Origin of the sequence: Chitiniphilus purpureus (assembly GCF_025642115.1) — a bacterium.
Classification (GTDB): domain Bacteria; phylum Pseudomonadota; class Gammaproteobacteria; order Burkholderiales; family Chitinibacteraceae; genus Chitiniphilus; species Chitiniphilus purpureus.
Genome location: NZ_CP106753.1, coordinates 1,507,804 through 1,526,207 on the forward strand (window position 1 = coordinate 1,507,804; position 18,404 = coordinate 1,526,207).

General features: G+C 63.5%; 11 protein-coding genes. 4 read left to right on the forward strand and 7 right to left on the reverse strand.

Annotated elements, in window-relative coordinates:
- Nucleotide 1 precedes the first annotated feature (1 nt).
- From recQ to N8I74_RS06960, 4 genes are all read right to left on the reverse strand, one after another.
- On the reverse strand, nt 2-1,798 hold the full coding sequence (gene recQ, locus N8I74_RS06945) for a DNA helicase RecQ (RefSeq protein WP_263126141.1): 1,797 nt from the start codon (nt 1,796-1,798) through the stop codon (nt 2-4).
- 791 nt (nt 1,799-2,589) lie between these two features.
- Nucleotides 2,590-2,997 carry an immunity 50 family protein gene (locus N8I74_RS06950; RefSeq protein WP_263126142.1) on the reverse strand — a complete coding sequence of 136 codons (408 nt, stop codon included), beginning with the start codon at nt 2,995-2,997 and terminating at the stop codon, nt 2,590-2,592.
- A gap of 6 nt (nt 2,998-3,003) precedes the next feature.
- Entirely contained in the window at nt 3,004-5,283 is a 2,280-nt protein-coding gene (locus tag N8I74_RS06955; RefSeq protein WP_263126143.1) for an HNH/endonuclease VII fold putative polymorphic toxin, read from the reverse strand.
- Nucleotides 5,284-5,301: 18 nt separating this feature from the next.
- The gene (locus tag N8I74_RS06960) at nt 5,302-7,131 is read right to left on the reverse strand and encodes a DUF6531 domain-containing protein (RefSeq protein WP_263126144.1); all 1,830 of its coding nucleotides are present in this window, start codon (nt 7,129-7,131) and stop codon (nt 5,302-5,304) included.
- Between the two features lie 893 nt (nt 7,132-8,024).
- Here N8I74_RS06960 and argS point away from each other — a divergent pair.
- Nucleotides 8,025-9,743 carry an arginine--tRNA ligase gene (argS, locus tag N8I74_RS06965; protein WP_263126145.1) on the forward strand — a complete coding sequence of 573 codons (1,719 nt, stop codon included), beginning with the start codon at nt 8,025-8,027 and terminating at the stop codon, nt 9,741-9,743.
- A 131-nt stretch (nt 9,744-9,874) separates the two neighbouring features.
- Here the strand turns inward: argS and cysB are convergent, their stop codons facing one another.
- Nucleotides 9,875-10,822 carry an HTH-type transcriptional regulator CysB gene (gene cysB, locus N8I74_RS06970; RefSeq protein ID WP_263126146.1) on the reverse strand — a complete coding sequence of 316 codons (948 nt, stop codon included), beginning with the start codon at nt 10,820-10,822 and terminating at the stop codon, nt 9,875-9,877.
- Between the two features lie 176 nt (nt 10,823-10,998).
- On the opposite strand from cysB, the gene N8I74_RS06975 reads away from it, so the two are divergent.
- The 3 genes from N8I74_RS06975 to N8I74_RS06985 all read left to right on the forward strand — a co-directional run bounded on the left by N8I74_RS06975 (nt 10,999) and on the right by N8I74_RS06985 (nt 13,607).
- On the forward strand, nt 10,999-11,778 hold the full coding sequence (locus N8I74_RS06975; RefSeq protein WP_263126147.1) for a sulfite exporter TauE/SafE family protein: 780 nt from the start codon (nt 10,999-11,001) through the stop codon (nt 11,776-11,778).
- A 26-nt stretch (nt 11,779-11,804) separates the two neighbouring features.
- Nucleotides 11,805-12,488, forward strand: coding sequence for a phosphoadenylyl-sulfate reductase (locus N8I74_RS06980; protein ID WP_263126148.1), 684 nt, complete (start codon nt 11,805-11,807; stop codon nt 12,486-12,488).
- A 117-nt stretch (nt 12,489-12,605) separates the two neighbouring features.
- Entirely contained in the window at nt 12,606-13,607 is a 1,002-nt protein-coding gene (locus N8I74_RS06985; RefSeq protein ID WP_263126149.1) for a serine/threonine protein kinase, read from the forward strand.
- 22 nt (nt 13,608-13,629) lie between these two features.
- Here the strand turns inward: N8I74_RS06985 and N8I74_RS06990 are convergent, their stop codons facing one another.
- Both N8I74_RS06990 and N8I74_RS06995 read right to left on the reverse strand, forming a co-directional pair.
- Entirely contained in the window at nt 13,630-15,849 is a 2,220-nt protein-coding gene (locus N8I74_RS06990) for an EAL domain-containing response regulator (RefSeq protein ID WP_263126150.1), read from the reverse strand.
- Nucleotides 15,833-18,388, reverse strand: a complete 2,556-nt coding sequence (locus N8I74_RS06995; protein WP_263126151.1) for a PAS domain-containing sensor histidine kinase — start codon at nt 18,386-18,388, stop codon at nt 15,833-15,835. Before N8I74_RS06995 ends, N8I74_RS06990 begins: the two co-directional genes overlap by 17 nt.
- Between the last annotated feature and the right edge of the window lie 16 nt (nt 18,389-18,404).

Here is an 18,404-nt window from a genome sequence, read left to right on the forward strand (position 1 = left end):
CTCAGCGCTGCGCTGCGATCACGCCAAGGAAGGCGTCGCCGTATTTCTCCAGCTTGCGATCGCCCACGCCCGAGATGCGCGACAGCTCGTAGTGGTCGGCCGGGCGCAGCCGTACCATCTCCTTCAGCGTGGTGTCGCCGAAGATGACGTAGGCCGGCACGTTCTGCGCATCGGCCAGCTCCTTGCGGCAGCGGCGCAGGGCCTGCCACAGCGCGCGGTCGGCCGGCTGCTCGAACTCGCCGCCCCGCTCGCCGCGGTAGTGGAATTTCTCGGTACGCGCACGCAGCGACAGCGGCGCATCGCCACGCAGGAAGGCGCGGGCCGCGTCGGTCAGTTCCAGCCCCCCGTGGCCTTCGAGCTTGAGCCGCAGCGCGCCACGCGCAAGCAGCTGCCGGTAGATCGCCCGCCACGTGGCTTCGTCCACGTCCTTGCCGATGCCGAAGGTCGACACGCGGTCGTGGCAGAATTCCTTGACCTTGGGGCTTTGCTTGCCCTGCAACACGTCCACCAGGTGGCCCACCCCGAAGCGGTTGCCGGTGCGGAACACGCAGGAAAGCGCTTTCCTGGCCGATTCGCTGTGATCGATCAGCTTGGGCGGATTGAGGCAGTTATCGCAATTGCCGCATGGCTGTGTCTGTTCGCCGAAGTAGCCAAGAATGGCGATGCGTCGGCAACCGGTGGCCTCGCACAACCCCAGCATCGCCGAGAGCTTGGCACGCTCGACCGCCTTTTGCTCCTCGGCGCTGCCGCTGCCTTCGATCATCTCGGTCAGCAGCATCACGTCGTTCAGGCCGTAGGCGAGCCAAGCGTCGGCAGGCTGGCCATCGCGGCCGGCGCGGCCGGTTTCCTGGTAGTAGTTCTCGATGCTCTTGGGCAGATCCAGATGCGCGACGAAGCGCACGTCCGGTTTGTCGATACCCATGCCGAAGGCGATGGTCGCCACCATCACCACCCCCTCGTCGCGGATGAAGATCTGCTGGTTGCGCGCCCGTGCCTCGGCCTCCATGCCGGCGTGGTAGGGCAGCGCCTTGATCTCCTGCGTGCGCAGCCAGGCGGCCGTGTCTTCGACCTTCTTGCGCGACAGGCAGTAGATGATGCCGGAATCGCCCTCGTGCTCGCGGCGGATGAACGAGAGCAACTGCTCGCGTGCGCTCTTCTTCTCGACGATGGTGTAGCGCAGGTTGGGGCGGTCGAAGCTGGAGACGAATTGCCGGGCTGTCTCCAACCGCAGCCGGGTGATGATGTCCTGCCGCGTGGCATGGTCGGCGGTTGCGGTCAGTGCGATGCGCGGCACCCCGGGAAACCCGTCGGCGAGTACCGACAACTGCAGGTACTCGGGCCGGAAATCATGGCCCCAGGCCGAGACGCAGTGCGCCTCGTCGATGGCAAACAGCGCAAGGCGCGCCCGCGCGAGCAACGACAGGAAGCGCGGCGTCACCAGGCGCTCGGGCGCCACATACAACAGCTTGAGCTCGCCGGCCACGAAGGCGCGCTCCACCTCACGCGCGGCATCCATCTCCAGGGTGGAGTTGAGAAACGCCGCCGCCACGCCCAGCTCCTTGAGCGCATCGACCTGATCCTGCATCAGCGCGATCAGCGGTGAGACCACCACACCGCACCCCTCGCGCAACAGGGCCGGCACCTGATAGCACAACGACTTGCCGCCCCCTGTGGGCATCAACACCAGCGCATCGCCTCCCGCCGCCACCTGCTCGACGATCGCCGCCTGCTCACCACGAAAGGCGCGGTAGCCGAAGACATGCTCAAGCAGATGCAAGGCCGGGGAGGGGGAGGACATGCGGCGGGAAGGGCTGCGAAGGGCAAAGCCGGATTGTACCGAAATCACCGCATCGGATGCTTGGGTGCAGCAGGCAGCAATGACATACCGAGCGGCTGGTTCTGCGCGCCCTTGCATCGGGTTGGGGATATTTGACTGGCGCAGTTGTGCTTTGGCAGTTCTGCCAGCCGGAGTAGATCTCTGTCGTGCCCTGGCTGTGGAACTGCGTGATTAACGACAGAAATTGGTCTTGAAAAACAAGTTTAGGCAGACGTAAGTCATACACGGACTTGATTGAGAGGGCTAAAAATCAGGATGTTTAAATTTCTTCCAGCGAAACCTTGTCATTTCCATCTGTTTTGTTGTCGTGACCGTTTTCCTTTGATTGAATAGGGTAAGAATTTCTGGTTTCTTGGTTTTTATTCTTGATTCTTTTCTGGTTTTCCACGGATTTTTGATTTTTTTAACGAACCCCAAGCCCCTGCGGACCCAAGCAGTGCTGCAAGTGAGATCGATGTTAAAACAAAAAATATAGTCTTTCCAAGGAAGACGGACGTTGCCCAGTTTAGGAAATCTTGCATTGGTGTCGCTCTTTGTCTAAATTCGGTGATAGAGTTTTCAATGGCCCCTATGGGTATATTGATAATGCTTTGCCGTAGCTTCTGTTTTTTACTTCTGCTATTAAATAACGTGTGGCAAACAGCTTGATCCTGGTGATTGGATTAATGCTGGGTCTTGCTCTGTTGTTCTTCCGTAATATGTCAATCCCTAATCTAGGAATTTATGCAAAACAACAGGTGTGGTATGCCTGGTCAGGCTAGTGATGCATCACGGTATGCGCTGATTTTATCAACGATCAACGATTCTCCTGTTAAATTAAACTGAACGATTCCATTGTCGGCTTGTAATCGAATTAGAGGCCCGTCTTTGTTGATTATGATGTTGATGCGTGTCTGTGGCTTCAATCCTATTATCAATAAATCCTGGATGTTGGAAATTAGTAGTTGTATTTGCACCCGGTTGAATCCTGCGTCGACCCATTTCTTGGGCGGGTGTTGGGGGAAATCTTGCAAATCAAATCGTAACAAGACCCTTGGCCCATCGCGATGAAGAACCATTTCGTGAAGATCGACTGCCTCAAGAGTTGGAGGATTTGCCCCATATATTGCCCTAATGGGGTTCACGTCCAAAACCAGATCAGTCCAGTAATTTGTAACCATTGTTATTCACCATGAATAATGTTCTTTCGTGCCAGCTACATAACCGGTACGTGTATTTTCAGGCGGGCGCACGTTGAAATGTGGTCCCTGATCTCCAACCCCTCCTTGACCATAGCGGTGCCCGGCAGAGTGGTCCTGAACAACAACTTTGCTACCATCTGGGCGCGTGTAAGTATATTCGCGTGTGACAATTGGCCTGCCATCCGGACCTACTATACTCTTCCCACTTTTGCTAGTCATAGGGATGCGCGAGACAGAGTCAGGATGTTGCGAACGTGGAATACCTAGATCACGCTTCGCTTGATTAAGAGCGCTGCTTCGACCATTCCCTGGCTTTGCCCCTCCAGCAGCCCCGCGCAAAGCGACTTCTGGGCAATTTTCCGGTATACCAATATTGGCCCCGGGCTCTGGAAGGTCATTGAGATTGTCAGTGCAGCCAGCAGTTGAAAATGGATCGCACTTGATTCTCAGATAACCCGCCAAACCCGATGGATCGGCGTTCTGAAGTGGGCTTCCCTCTACATACGCATACGTATTAATCCCCCCCGCCAAGCCAATCGGATCACTCTGGTAATACCGGCCCGTCCGCTGATCATAATCCCGGAAGTAGTTGTAGACGAAGCCAAAATCCTTGTCGTAATACTGCCCGGGGAAGCGCTGGTTGTAGGCGATCCTGACGCCGTCACCATCCGGGTCTTCGTTGGGCTGGCTGTGGCCGAACGGCTCGCCGATCGGCCAGTCCCACACCACCTTCTTCGTCGTCGGCTCGGACAGCTGCCGCGGCGTGCCTAGGTGGTCGCTCCAGGCGTAGTAGAGCCGGGTCGCGCTGCTGGGGCCTTGCAGCACCGCGATCGGGTGCCCGTTCAGCCACACCGTTTCCTGCACCCGCTGCCCGGTGGCGTCGTATTCGCCCAGCAGTTGGCCGGCTTCGTCGTAGGCGAAATAGCTGGTGCGACTGCCGTTGTCGGTCTTCCTCACCCATTGGCCGAGCGCGTTGTACTGGTTGTCCCACCACACATTGCTGTGCTTGTTGCGGATGCGGCGGCCAGCGTTGTTGTAGACGAAGGCACCGCTGTTGGTCATGTTGCCGGCGGCGTCCCAGGTGTGGCGCACGGTGCTGCCGCCTTCGGTCCGCTCGTGGATGCGGTTGCTGGTCGGGCTGTAGGTGATGACCTGGCTGGTCTGGGTGCCGGTGGTCTTTTCGGTGCGGTTGCCGTTGCGGTCGTATTGGAAGCCGAAGGTGGTGTGCTGCCCGATGTTGGCCAGCCGCAGCCGGTCGTTGGCATCGTAGCCATAGCTGCGCACCTGGGTGGCGATGCCGGGGTCCTGGTGGGTCAGGTTGCCGCTGCGGTCGTACTGGTAACTGTAGCTTTGGTTGGCCAGGGTGATGCCGGCAGTGCGGCCGGCGAAGTCGCCCGGTTGTTGCCACACCTGACCATTGCCCCAGGTCCAGCCGATCAGGCGGCCGTCGGCGCTGTACTGGATGTTGCGGGCGATGAAGGTGTTGCCCAGCTGCACCGCGGCGATGCGGCCATTGGCCCAGCTGTAGCGGATCGGGCTGCCCGACGGATAGGTGAGCCGTTCCACCTGGCCGGTCGCCAGATGGCCATAGCTGCTGGCCAGGGTGACGGCGCCGATCCGGCGTTCAACCCGGCTCAGCCAGCCTTGCGCGGTGTAGCTGTAGCGGGTGCTGCCACTGCTGTCGCCAAAGCCGGCCAGCTGGCCGATGGCTTGGGCCGGGTCGTAGTGGAAGGTGTGGGTTTCGTCACCGTAGGCGACGCTGGTCACGCGGCCGAGGGGGTCGTAGCGGGTGGTGGCAGGCTTGTTGCGGGCGTCGGTCCGGGTCTGCAGCTGGCCGTCGGCCTGGTAGGTGTAGGTGGTGGTGCCGCTGTCGGGACTGATCTGCTGGATCAGGTCGTCAAAGCCGTTGTAGCTGTAGCGGGTGGTGAAGCCCTCCGGATCTGTGACGCTGACGAGGTTGTCGCGGGCGTCATGGCTGAGGCTGACCACGCCGCCATCCGGATAGGTGATCCTGCTCAGCCGGTTGAGCGCGTCGTATTCATAGCGCGTCACCCTGCCTTGCGGGTCTGTTTGCGCGGTGCGGTTGCCGTTGGCGTCATAGGTGAAGGTGGTCTGGTGGCCCTGGGCATCCATGATGCGTTCGAGCCGGCCGAGCGCATCGTAGTCGTAGAAGGTGCTGACCACCGGTTGGTGGGTCGGTACGGCGGCGGCCAGCAGGCCGGAGGCGCCCAGCGTTAGCAGGGCGGCAATGAGGTGCTGTTGCATCGGATCGTCCTTGAGCGCTCAGTGGGCGGTGGGTGCGGTGGGCAGGGCCTGTGCCGCGGTGACCGCCTGTTGGCCGGCCGCCAGTGCGCCGCTTGGATCGATCCGGTCTTCGCGCGTGCGATTGCCGGCGGCATCCAGCGTGTATTCCACCTTGCTGCCACTGCTGTGGTCGAGGCCGACCAGGCGGTGCGCCGGATCGTAGCGATAGCTGAGCCCGCTGCCATCGGGCAGGGTGACCCTGCTGAGCAGGCCGGTGGGCAGGTAATCAAAGGTGGTGGTGCCGTGGACCTCGGTGCGGGACTTCAAGCGCTGGCGCAGGTCGTAGCTGAAGGTGGTGCTGCGGTTGTCCGGGTCGATCTGCTCCAGCAGGTTGCCGTGGGCGTCATAGCGGGGATAGCGGGTGACCTGGTTCAGCGGGTTGGTCACGGTGGCGAGGTTGCCCTGGGCGTCGTAGCTGTAGCGGGTGAGCTGGCCCAACGGATCGGTCGCGGTCTCCAGCAGGCCATTGGGCAGATAGGTCCAGCGCCAGGCGCGGGTGACGCCGTCGGCGGTGATCTGCTTTTGCAGCAAGTGGCCTTGGTCGTCATAGCTGAAGGTAGTGACGCGGCCGGGTTCGGTGAGGGTGGCGGGCAGGCGGAAGGTGGGGTGCCAGGTGGTGGTGACGGTGCGGGCCTGCGGGGTGCCGGCGGCTTCGGTGCGGGTGGTTTCGAGGTTGCGGGTCAGGTCGTAGCCGTAGGTGGTGCTCACGCCGTTGAAGTCGGTGCGGGACTGGACGTTGCCGTTGGCGTCATAGCCGAGCGTGGCACTGGCCGGGCCGCAACCGGCGCCGCCGGGCTGATCCTGGCCGGTGAGCAGCCAGCGCTTGCCGATCTGGGTGAAGTGGTAGCGGCGGACGGTACCGAGGGGATCGGTCTCGGTGGTGGTGCGGGTGCTGCCGGCCTGGGTGAAGGCGAGGCTGACCTTGTCGATGCCGCCGACGTGCTCGGAGGAGATGGCCTCGCCGTCGGCGTTGTAGCGCCAGGTGGCGTAGCGCACCCCGGCTTCGTCGGTGATGCCGGTCAGGAGGTAGGGATTGGGGTCTTCGTAGTGGTATTGGCGGCTGGTCTGGTCAGGGTGGGTGACCGAGACCAAATGCCCGACGGCGTCGTAGGCATATTGGAGGGTCGCTCCGCCGTTGGTCGTGGCGGCACTGATGCGGCCATTTGTGTCGTATTTGAATTGGATCGAATTACCGTAGCGATCGGAAACCTGCTTGAGCATTTTGCTTGAAGTGAAATAGGACAAGGTGATGGTGTTGGCCGGGGTCTCGATCGAAATCAGACGACCGTCGTTGTCATAGAATTCGATATTGGCGCCATCCACCACTCGGAAACCATTGGCGTTGAACGACACTTGGTATTGCCGCAGCGAATTGTCAGCGCGTGGCGTTGCGGGACCATACCCCCAAACCTTGAAGGACCAGCGCTTGCCGTTTGCCCGTTCCAGCACGAAATAGTCGTCGTACGAGCTGAACCGTTCAGGTTGCAATTGCTGATACGTGGCCCAATCCAGCTGGGTATCGGCAGCCATCTGTGTTCTGGTGCCGGGGGGGCCAGGAAAGCTCCAAACCTCCACTGGCAGCGTGGTTTTCATATGCACGATGCGTCCGCTATAACCATGGCGCCAACCGAAACCCAGCCCTAGATCAGAACCGGCTTGGCTGTTGAAGTAGCGGATCAGGGGCAGTGTATTGGACGCGTGGTCAAGTTCATGTTCGAACTTGTTGCCTGTCGCGGTGGCAATCGGATTGCCGGAGCATTGGTCCGGCTCACCCAGATCGGGATCATCGTCTACCAATTCCCGATTCACTTGGCGACAGCCATTGGCGCTGACACTGAGATAGGAGCCGATCGGACAGGCAGTGACGCATTGCTCAGTTGCAATGCTATAGAACTGCCCGGCGCCACAGCGGCCATACTCTCCGACACGCGACCCACGAACGTTATCGATTGGTTCGTGCGTGAAATGGTAGTGGCGGACGAAAATGGGGGCGAGTTCACCCGTCCCGGCCCGTGTATCGCCCGCGTAATACCAAGAGGAACCCGGGATAAATGAGCACTTGATGCCTCTGGGGTGCTCATTGCATGCCTTCATGTGCATTTCTCCCATTTCTGGAAGAGAAAATGCACATCCATATTGCCCACAATACCAATACCCCCTGCGCGGCGGACGTTCATCCTCGCCCGCCGCATGCGTTGTCGAAAAGACAAGCAATGCAAGCAGCAGCAATACAGCATTCCAGTATTTATGAGACATCATTGATCAACCATTCGGTGTGGATTGCCATGCAGCGTGACGCATGGTCTGGGGGAGTGCCTGAACCTGTGTTGCAGCGGCTTGTTCCTGCATGCAGGTACAGTGCGGGGTCCAGTGCGCAAAGCAGCATCGGACCCGGGCTGATTGATATATGCAGGCTCCGCCATCCACCATTCCAAGCATGACAGCCGGCTGATCGTAACAGACAATCGTCAACAAAAAGTCAGGATTAGCGATATTTTTTCTAGGTGAGTGGAAAGAAATCAGGGGGGATTTTGACAAGACCGGTCTGCCGCCTGGTCACCGTGGGCAGGGGCGCGACTGCTGGATCCGCTTCGAAAAGCTGCATTGCCGCCGCTGGCCCATCCAGGCTTGGTCGGTGCTCGTGGCCTGCCGGCCCCTTCCGGTAGAATGTCGCCCTTTCCTTGCCAGCCTGAGAATCCCCGATGACTGTTCATGCGCTTCTTTCCGCCCGTGTTGCCGCTGCCCTGGCTGCTGCCGGCGCGGTGGATGCTCCGCCCGTGGTGCAGCTTTCGTCCAAGCCGGAGTTCGGGGATTACCAGGCCAACGGGGTGATGGGCGCGGCCAAGGCGCTCAAGCTCAATCCGCGCGAGCTGGCGGCCAAGGTGGTGGCGGCGCTGCAGCTCGATGGCATTGCCAGCAAGGTCGAGATCGCCGGGCCCGGGTTTATCAATATCACGCTGGCCGATGGCTTCCTGGCCGAAACGGTGGCGCGCCAACAGGCCGATGTGCAGCTGGGCGCGGGGGCGCATCCGGCGCAGAAGGTGGTGATCGATTATTCGTCGCCCAACCTTGCCAAGGAAATGCATGTGGGCCATCTACGCTCGACCATCATCGGCGATGCATTGGCGCGGGTGCTGGCGTTCCAGGGGCATCAGGTGCTGCGGCAGAACCATGTGGGCGACTGGGGCACGCAGTTCGGCATGCTCACAGCCTATCTGGTGCAGACCGAACAGGCCGGCCGCGACGAGCTGGCGCTGGATGATCTGGAAGCCTTCTACCGCGCGGCCAAGCAGCGTTTCGACGAGGACGCGGCCTTTGCCGACCAGGCACGCGACTACGTGGTCAAGCTGCAGGGGGGCGATGTGCGCGTGCGGGCGTTGTGGCAGCGCTTCCTGGACGTGTCGCTTGCCCACTGTGAGGCGGTGTACGCGCGCCTGGGCGTGCAGCTCACGCGCGACGATGTGATGGGCGAGTCGGCGTACAACGACGATCTGCCGCGTGTGGTCGAGGATCTGCGCGCGCAGGGGCTGTTGACCGAGGATCAGGGCGCGCAGGTGGTGTTCCTCGACGAATTCAGGAACAAGGAAGGCGAGGCGCAGGCGTACATCATCCAGAAGCAGGATGGCGGTTATCTGTATTCGACGAGCGATCTGGCCGCGCTGCGCCACCGCGCCGGCAGGCTCGCTGCCGACCGCCTGCTGTATGTGGTCGATGCGCGTCAGGGCCTGCACTTCCAGCAACTGTTTACGCTGGGACGCAAGGCCGCCTTCATCCCGGAGGCGGTCGCCACCGAGCATGTCGCGTTCGGCACCATGATGGGCGAGGACGGCAAGCCGTTCAAAACCCGCTCCGGCGGCACGGTGAAGCTGGTGGAACTGCTGGACGAGGCCGAGCGCCGCGCATTCGATCTGGTCAGCGGGAAGAACCCCGATCTTGCCGAGGAGAAGCGCCGCAGCATCGCCCGTGCCGTCGGCATCGGCGCGGTGAAGTACGCCGATCTTTCCAAGCATCGCACCAGTGACTACATCTTCGACTGGAACACCATGCTGTCCTTCGAGGGCAACACGGCGCCCTATCTGCAGTACGCCTATACCCGGCTGGCCAGCATCTTCCGCGCCGCCGGCCCTTTCGAGCGTCACGCCAGACTCATGCTGACCGAACCGGCCGAGCACGCGCTGGCGCTGCAGCTGGCGCAGTTCCCGGATCTGATCGCCCAGGTGGCGGCGGAGACCTGCCCGCACTTTCTTTGTGCCTATCTTTACCAGCTGGCAACGAAGTTCAGCCGCTTCTACGAAGCGTGCCCGGTGCTCAAGGCCGAAGGCGAAGCGCGCGCCAGTCGTCTGGCGCTGTGCGCCGCCGCGGCCAATACACTGAAGACGGGCCTGGATCTGCTGGGCATCGGGGTGCTGGAGGAGATGTGAGCAGGGCGGCGTCTGCCGCCTGCGGCCGGCAGGATCGCGGCTGAAGCGGGTGCCTTGCCCACCGTCCGGCATCGCTGCGGATGCTGCGGCAGGCAAGCCCGGGGCGGGAGGGGAGGCGTGCCGGTGGCGGCTCAGTCCTCGTCCGCGTCCTGGGCCTCGCACAGCAGGTTCTGCCGTACCACCTCGCGTGTCAGGTGTGGGGCGAACAGCTGGATGAAGTCGAATGCGTAACCGCGCAGGTAGGCATCCCGGCGGATGCCGATATGGGTGGTCGATTTCTCGAACAGATGCCCGGCATCGATCACATCGAGCCCGGTATCGTGTTCCGGCTCGTAGGCCATGCTGGCGATCAGGCCGATGCCCAGACCCAGGCGCACATAGGTTTTGATCACGTCGGTATCGATGGCGGTCAGCACCACGTTGGGTGTGAGGTTGCGCTGCTCGAACGCCCGGTTGATCTTGCTGCGTCCGGTGAAGGCAAAATCGTAGGTGATCAGCGGATAGGCCGCGATGTCCTCCAGTGCCAGCGCGCGTTCGAGCGTGGTGAGTGGATGGCCGTCGGGGACCACCACCGAGCGGTTCCAGTCGTAGCAGTCAAGCATCGCCAGCTCGGGGTAGTGGTCGATGCCTTCGGTGGCGACGGCAAGATCGGCTTCGCCTTCGACCACCATTTCACTGATCTGGGTGGGGCTGCCCTGCTTGATCGAGAGCCGCACCTTGGGATAACGCTCCAGGAAGGCCTTCACCGTCTCGGGCAGCGCGTAGCGTGCCTGGGTGTGGGTGGTGGCGATGGTGAGGCTGCCGCCCTCGACGTTGACGAATTCCTCGCCGATGCGCTTGAGGTTCTGCGCCTGCATCAGCATGCGCTCGGCGATACGCAGGATCTCGCGGCCCGGCGCGGTCACATCGACCACCCGCTTGCCGTTGCGGATGAAGATCTGCACGCCCAGTTCATCCTCCAAAAGGCGGATCTGCTTGGAGATGCCCGGTTGCGAGGTGTGCAGCTTCTCGGCCGCTTCGGAGACATTCAGCCCCTGCTTGGCCACTTCGACCAAGTAGCGCAATTGCTGCAGCTTCATGGTCTTTCTCCTGAAATAACTCGTTATTCTAAAATCCTAACACATCAGTATATGGTCTTATAACCCCGGTTGTTATCATGGCCCTCCGCCGTGCCTATCGCCGGCACGGACCGTCGCGGCGCCCCCTGCCACACCGCTGCGCACCGGCCGCCCCCTTACCCCGCTCAAGGTCTTGCATGGAACTCGGATATATCGTCGCCGGCCTCGCGGTCGGCTTCATCGTCGGCGTGACCGGCGTCGGCGGCGGCTCGCTGATGACGCCCATCCTGCTGTTCTTCGGCGTCAATCCGGCGACCGCGGTCGGCACCGATCTGCTCTATGCCGCCATCACCAAGGCCGGTGGCGTGGTAGTGCACCAGCGGCAGCGCAATATCGATTGGAAGATCAGCGCCTGGCTCGCCGCGGGCAGCGTGCCGGCGGCGCTTGCCACTGTGTGGGCGCTGCACGGGCTGCGTGCCGATACCGAGGCGATCAATACCGTGATCAAGCACGCATTGGGGATCGCCCTGCTGGTGACCGCGGCCGCCATCGTGTGCAAGCAGCGGCTGCTGGCCTTTGCCCAGCGCCATATCCCGGTCGGCGAGACCCTGTACGGTGGCCGGCGCCGGCTGTGGGCCACGGTGGCCACCGGCGTGTTGCTGGGGGTCATCGTCACCCTGTCGTCGATCGGCGCCGGCGCCATCGGTACCATCGCGCTGTTCCTGCTGTTTCCGCTGCTGCCGACGGCGCGCCTGGTCGGCACCGAGATCGCCCACGCGGTGCCGCTGACGCTGGTGGCGGGCCTGGGCCACGCGGGGTTGGGCAATATCGATTGGGGCCTGCTAACCAACCTGCTGATCGGCTCGCTTCCGGGGATCTATCTTGGCAGCCACCTGACCGGCCGCCTGCCTGACCGGGTGTTGCGCCCGGTGCTGGCCGGCATGCTGGCGCTGGTGGGGGCCAAACTTGTGTTTTGACCGGTCACGGTCGCTTGGAGTCAATCATGGATCTGGAACAAAAGCTGGCGCAGACGCTGGCGGTGCTGCGCGGCATCGAGGCTGAATACAGCCCGGCGATGTTTGCCAATTCCTTCGGTGCCGAGGATATGGTGATCACCGATCTGATCGCCCGGCACGGCCTTGATATCGGGGTCTTCAGCCTGGATACCGGGCGGCTGCCGGCGGAGACCTATGATTTGATGGCCACGGTACGGCAGGCGTATCCGACCACGCAGGTCGTCACCTTCTTCCCCAGCGCCGCCAGCGTCGAGCACTATGTGAACACGCATGGCATCAACGCCTTCTATGAGTCGGTGGCGATGCGCAAGGAATGCTGCCGCATCCGCAAGCTGGAGCCGCTGGCGCGGGCGCTTGCGGGCAAGAAGGCGTGGATCACCGGACTGCGCCGCGAGCAATCGCCCACCCGCACCGACATGGCGCACCAGGAATGGGACGAAGGCAACGGCCTTGCCAAGTTCAATCCCCTGCTCGAATGGACCGAAAAGGAAGTCTGGGCCTACCTGCGGGGCAACAACGTGCCGTACAACAAGCTGCACGACCAGTTCTATCCATCGATCGGGTGCGCGCCCTGTACCCGCTCGGTGGCGCTGGGCGAGGACGTGCGCGCCGGCCGCTGGTGGTGGGAGAACCCCGAATTCAAGGAGTGTGGCCTGCACGCCAAGGCATAGGCTGCACAAGCCGCCCAACCGGTTCCAAGCCGGGAACAGGGCCGCGGCGGCACGCTGTCCCGCCTTGCGCGGCGGCGCGTGGGATAATGCGCGTTCTATACAGCTTTGTGAGATCCGATGCCCGTTCCCGTTGCTGAAAGCGCGCCGCACCCCTACGCGGCACTGACCCCCGATCTGGTGCTCGATGCCCTCGAAAGCGTGGGGCTTGTGGTCAACGGCAGCCAATTCCCACTCAACAGCTATGAGAACCGGGTCTACCAGGTGGGGGTGGAGGATGCGGCGCCGGTGATCGCCAAGTTCTATCGCCCCGGGCGCTGGAGCGATGCGCAGATACTGGAGGAGCACGTCTTCTCCACGCTGCTGCAGGAGCGCGAGATTCCGGTGGTGGCACCATGCGTGATCGACGGGCAGACGCTGTTCACCCATGGCGGATTCCGGTTTGCGCTGTTTCCCCGGCGCGGCGGGCGGGCTCCGGAGCTGGACGATGCGCAGACGCTGACCTGGCTGGGGCGTTTTCTCGGGCGCATCCATGCCGTGGGCGCGATCGAACCGTTCGCCCATCGTCCCGCGTTGACACCTGAATCGTTCGGCACCGTGCCGCGCACCTTTGTGCTGGAGCACGGCTTCATCCCCGCCGAACTGCTGCCGGCCTACGAGAGCGTCTCGGCGCAGGCACTCGAGGGCGTGGCCTACTGCTATCAACGCGCGGGCACCGTGGCCGCGCTGCGGCTGCACGGCGATGTGCACGGCGGCAATATGCTGTGGACGCCGGACGGGCCGCACTTCGTCGATCTGGACGACGCACGCATGGGCCCGGCGGTGCAGGACCTGTGGATGCTGCTTTCGGGTGAGCGCGAGGACCGGGTGCGCCAGCTCGCCGATGTGCTGGCCGGCTACGAGGATTTCTGCGGGTTCGATGCGCGCGAACTGCATCTGATCGAGGCACTGCGCACCTTGCGCCTGATGCACTACGCCGGCTGGCTGGCGCAACGCTGGGACGACCCGGCGTTTCCGCACGCATTTCCGTGGTTCAACACGCAGCGCTACTGGCAGGAGCACATCCTGGCACTGCGCGAGCAGGTGGCGGCGATGGACGAGGCGCCGCTGTGGCCGGCCTAGACGGCCGGGGCAGCGCCACGGCTCAGACGCGCTGGCGTGCGGCGAGCCAGACCTTCAGTTCGGACAGCGGCATCGGGCGCGCGTAGAAATAGCCTTGCGCCTCGCTGCAGCCGAGCGCGCGCAGGAAGCCTGCCTGCTCCGGCGTCTCCACGCCTTCGGCGGTCAGGCGCAATCCCAGCTTCTGTCCCAGCGAGATGATGGTTTCGGCGAACAGCCCGCCCCGGCCGTCGCGGATCTCGTCGATGAAAGCACGGTCGATCTTCAGCCGGTCGATCGGCAGCGCACGCAACTGCGCCAGCGACGAATAGCCGGTACCGAAGTCGTCGATGGCGATGCTCACGCCGAGCGCGCGCAGCCCTTCGAGTGCGGCGATCACGGTCTTGGGCTCGTCCATCGCCACGCTCTCGGTGATCTCCAGCTCCAGCGCCGAAGGCGGCACGCGCTGACTGCCCAGCAGTGCGGCGACGCGCTCGGTCAGATTGCCGGCGCGAAACTGCGGCATGCTGATGTTGACCGCGATGCGGATGCGGCTTTCCTGCAGCTGCGCCAGCTCGCGGTAGGCGTGGCAGGCCTGGCTGAGCACCCATTCACCGATTTCCACGATCAGGCCGGAGTATTCGGCGAGCGGCACGAACACCGAAGGCGGTTGTACGAAGCCATCACCGTCCGGCCAGCGTAGCAGCGCCTCCACCCCGACCACGTCGCCGCTGTAGATGGCCACCTGCGGCTGGTACCACACCACCAGCTTTTCGGCGTGGAAGTCATGCTTGAGCTGCCGGATCAGGTCGAGCCGCCAGCGCGTGTGTTCCTCCATGTCGCCACTGAAGTAGTCGAAGTCGGCCGACAGGCTTTTCTTGGCGCGGTTGAGCGCGATATTGGCGCGTTTGAGCAGCATGAAACCGTTGCCGCCACCGTCGGCAAGGCGGCAATACCCGAGTTTCACATTGACCGGCAGTAGGTGCTCGCCCACGTCGAATGGCGCGGCGAACAGGGCCTGCATCGCCTCGGGCGCGAGCAGCACCTCGTCGCCGAGCAGGCCGAACACATCGGCGCCGATGCGCGCCAGCCGGCATTGGCCGTAGAACGCGGACTCCAGCCGCGCCGCCACGGCCACCAGCAGCTCGTTGCCCACGTCATGGCCGAGCCCGTCGTTGATATCGGCAAAGTGGTCGATATCGACCAGCACCGTCACCAGCGGGCCGCGCTCCTCGCGCAGCGCCTGCTCCAGCTGCACGATGAAGTTGCTGCGGTTGGACAGATGGGTGAGCGCGTCGTGATACGCGGCGAAGTTGAGCTTCTCCATGTAGTTGAGGTTGCTGAAGCACGCCGAGATGTTGGCTGCGAACACCTCGACCAGCTGCCGGTCGGCTTCGGACAGCGCGTGGCCGGTGTCGATGAACACTGCGCCTTCCTGTTCGGCACCGCGCAGATAGAGCGTGGTGTAGCCGCTGCCGAACTGATGCAAGCCGCTGGTGATGGTCTGCTCGATCGCCTGCCGGATGCCCGGTTCGTGCAGCGTATCGAGCGGGGCGGTGATCAACGGGGCCAGGCGGCCGGCGGCACCGACGATGTAAAGGCGTTCCCGGTCGCCCTCGTCGAACGGCGAGCCCTTCTGCGCGCAGACAATGCCGTCAAGTGGCAGCTTGAGCAGCGCGGTGATCTGGGTGAGCACCCCTTCGGCAAACTGCGTCAGCGCGTGTTGTTCCATCAGATGCGTCACGCCGTTGACGATCAGCTCCAGCCCGCGCCGGTTCTCGGCGATGGTGCGCAGTTGCTCGTAGGAACGCAGCGCCGCGGTGATGGCGGTGATCAGCCGGGTGCGGGTCAGCTCGGCCTTGGTGCGGTAGTCGTTGATGTCATAGTCGTTGAAGACCGTCAGTTCCGGCGCGTATCCCGGCTGGCCGGTGCGCAGGATGATGCGGCACTCGTGCATGCCGAGCGTCTTGCGGATGTGCTCGACCAGCTTGAGGCCGGCGTCACCGGTCTCCATCACCACATCGAGCAGGATGACGGCGAAATCGCGCCGCTCGGCGAGGATCGCGCGTGCCTTTGCGGCCGACTCGGCATGGACCAGCGCGAGCGGCCGGCCGAAGATGGGCTGCTCAGCCAGCGCAAAGCGCGTCGCCGCATGCACTTCCTCATCGTCGTCGATCACCAGCACCGGCCAGCTTGCCGCATGGCGCGGCGCCGAGCCGCCCGTGTCGTCGACCAGGATGAGTTCTTCGTCAGGAGTGGAATTCATGCGTCGTATGTTCCTGCGGCTGCGGGGCATTGCGCGGCAGTATCAGCGTGAAGCGCACGCCGCCCTGCGCAGCCTCGTCCAGCTCCAGCCTGCCGCCCAGTATGCGATGGACGAGGTTGTATACGATGTATAGCCCCAATCCGCTGCCGCCTTGTCCCAAGCGGGTGGTGAAGAAGGGATCGAACACCCGGCTGCGCAGTGTCTGCGGAATGCCACAGCCGTTGTCTTCATAGATCAGATGCAGCTCACGTTCGTCGATCCTGCCGGCATGGATGCGGATCACCCCGGCCTCGCTCGCCGCGAAGCCATGCGTCAGTGAATTGGTCACGAGATTGGTCAGCACCTGTTCCAGCGGGCCGGGATAGCTTTGCAGGCGGATGCCTTCGGGCAGGTCGAGCACCACCCGGTGCGGGGTGTGCTTGAACTGCGGGCGCAGCGTGGAAAGCACCTCGGTCACCGTCTGCTTCAGGTCGAAGTCGCGCCGGCGGGTGCTGGCGGTGTCCACCGCCACCTGCTTGAAGTTGCTGATCAGCTCGCTGGCGCGCTGCGCGCCTTTCTCGATCAGCGCCGCTGCCTCGCCGCAGGTGTCGACGAAGGACGCGAGATCCGAGCGCTTGAGCCGGTCGCCGTCCAGCCGCGTGCGGAATTCCGCCACTTTTTCCTTGAGCGTCGAGGACACCGTCACCGTGTTGCCGAGCGGCGTGTTGAGTTCGTGGGCGATACCGGCCACCAAGCTGCCCAGCGAGGCGAGCTTTTCCGATTGCACGAGCTGGTTCATTGCCTGTCGCAGCTCCTCGTTGGCGGCCTGCAGCGCGCGGGTGCGCTCGGCCACCGCCTCTTCCAGCCGGTCGCGCGCCAGCCGCAGCTCGTCCTCGTACTGTTTGCGCACGGTGATGTCCACGTCCATGCACACAAAGCCGGTGCGCCCGTTTTCCAGGTCGATCGCAAACTGGGTCGACAGGGTCCAGGCGATGCGGCCGTCGCGCCGCGTCACCGGCCATTCGGTCGGCTCGGTTGCCTCGCCGGTGGCAGCGATGTGATGCAGCACGCCGACGAAATTGTGGTGATCGACTTCCGAGAACATGAAGTCGGCGGCGCGCCGGCCGACCGCCTCCGCCTCGTTCCAGCCGAACAGCTTTTCGCTGGCGTGGTTCCAGAACAGCACCCGGCCTTCGGTGTCGTAGCCCTGGATCGCCACATTGGGGGTGTTGTCGATGATGGCGCGCAGCGCCCGCAGTGCGTTTTCGCGCGCGGCTTCCGCCTCCTTGCGTGCGCTGATGTCCAGCAGCACGCCGTCGATCGCGCGCTGGCTGCCCAACTGCGTGGTGCGGCCGCGCTCGTAGACCCAGCGCAACTGGCCGTCCGGGCGCAGCAGCCGGTATTCGAGTTCGTAGGTTTCGTCGCCGATCAAGGCATGTTGGATCCGCCGCCGCACCTGGTCGCGGTCATCCGGGTGGATCAGGTCGGAAAACCGCTGCTGGCGGTTGTCGACCAGTGCGGCCGGCGGCAACCCGGTCAGCATTTCGATCGCCGGACTCAGATAGATCATGTGCCAGGTACGGTCGATCTGGCAGCGGAATACCGCGCCGGGCATCTGGTCGACCAGCGTGCGGTAGTGCGTCTCGCTCTCCATCAGCAGATCGCGCGCGCTTTTGAGCTCCTGCTCGCGCTGGTAGCTGCGCCGGTAGAGTTCGAGCAGGATCAGTGCCGCAGCACCCAGTGCCAGCGCCAGCACCAGGCCGCCGTAGCGGATCGCCGCTGACAGCCACTGGGTGTAGCGTGCGGTACCGCTCTGCATCGGCAGCACGTCCCAATACCAGTACCAGGTGCTGCTGGCGCGGTGCATGCTCATCGGGATGGTGAACCGGCTGCCGGGGAACGGGGTGGCCGTGCCGCGCAGGAAGACCGGTGGCGAGCCCAGCGGGGCGAGTGCCAGGCGCAGCTGGAGATGGTCGGTGGACAGCGTGCGGAACATATCGTTGAAGTCGATCACGGTCAGCACCAGCGCGCGCCGTCCCTGGCGCAGCAGCGGATAGGCGTGGTAGGCGCGCCAGCCGCCGTCCGCATTGCGGAACGGTGGGCTCAGATAGGTGCCACGGTTGCCGGGTACGGCATAGCGCAGCAGCCAGGTCAGGCCAGGGGTGCGATCTGGATTGAAGCCCGGCAGCGGGGTGCCGGCCCGATGCACCACGCGCAGCTGCTGGCTGTCGTTTTCCTGCAGATAGGCGATCGGCATCCGGCTGTCCTCGTCGGCCGCCGACTGCATCACTTCGGCCGCCCGCTGGAATTCGGCGGCGCTGACCGAATCCGAACTCAGGAACAACGCGGCCATGCCGCGCAGCGCCTGACGCCGGGTGTCCAGCCAGCCCATCAGCAGCGTGGTGTTGCGCCGCGCTTCGTGCTCGGCGCGCAGGTGCAGGTTCTCGCGTGGCGCCTGTTCGATGCGCCAGGACGCGAACAGGCCGGCGGCGCCGATCGCCAGTGCCAGCGTGACCACCAACAGACGCAGCATGAAGAACGCAGGGGAGCGATAGGCCATGGTGATCGGGAGCAGG

What these genes read in the sequence shown, in the direction of transcription:
- recQ (WP_263126141.1), bottom strand. Translation starts at nt 1,798, where the DNA reads ATGTCCTCCCCCTCCCCGGCCTTGCATCTGCTTGAGCATGTCTTCGGC.
- N8I74_RS06950 (WP_263126142.1), bottom strand. Translation starts at nt 2,997, where the DNA reads ATGGTTACAAATTACTGGACTGATCTGGTTTTGGACGTGAACCCCATT.
- N8I74_RS06955 (WP_263126143.1), bottom strand. Translation starts at nt 5,283, where the DNA reads ATGCAACAGCACCTCATTGCCGCCCTGCTAACGCTGGGCGCCTCCGGC.
- argS (WP_263126145.1), top strand. Translation starts at nt 8,025, where the DNA reads ATGACTGTTCATGCGCTTCTTTCCGCCCGTGTTGCCGCTGCCCTGGCT.
- cysB (WP_263126146.1), bottom strand. Translation starts at nt 10,822, where the DNA reads ATGAAGCTGCAGCAATTGCGCTACTTGGTCGAAGTGGCCAAGCAGGGG.
- N8I74_RS06975 (WP_263126147.1), top strand. Translation starts at nt 10,999, where the DNA reads ATGGAACTCGGATATATCGTCGCCGGCCTCGCGGTCGGCTTCATCGTC.
- N8I74_RS06980 (WP_263126148.1), top strand. Translation starts at nt 11,805, where the DNA reads ATGGATCTGGAACAAAAGCTGGCGCAGACGCTGGCGGTGCTGCGCGGC.
- N8I74_RS06985 (WP_263126149.1), top strand. Translation starts at nt 12,606, where the DNA reads ATGCCCGTTCCCGTTGCTGAAAGCGCGCCGCACCCCTACGCGGCACTG.
- N8I74_RS06990 (WP_263126150.1), bottom strand. Translation starts at nt 15,849, where the DNA reads ATGAATTCCACTCCTGACGAAGAACTCATCCTGGTCGACGACACGGGC.
- N8I74_RS06995 (WP_263126151.1), bottom strand. Translation starts at nt 18,388, where the DNA reads ATGGCCTATCGCTCCCCTGCGTTCTTCATGCTGCGTCTGTTGGTGGTC.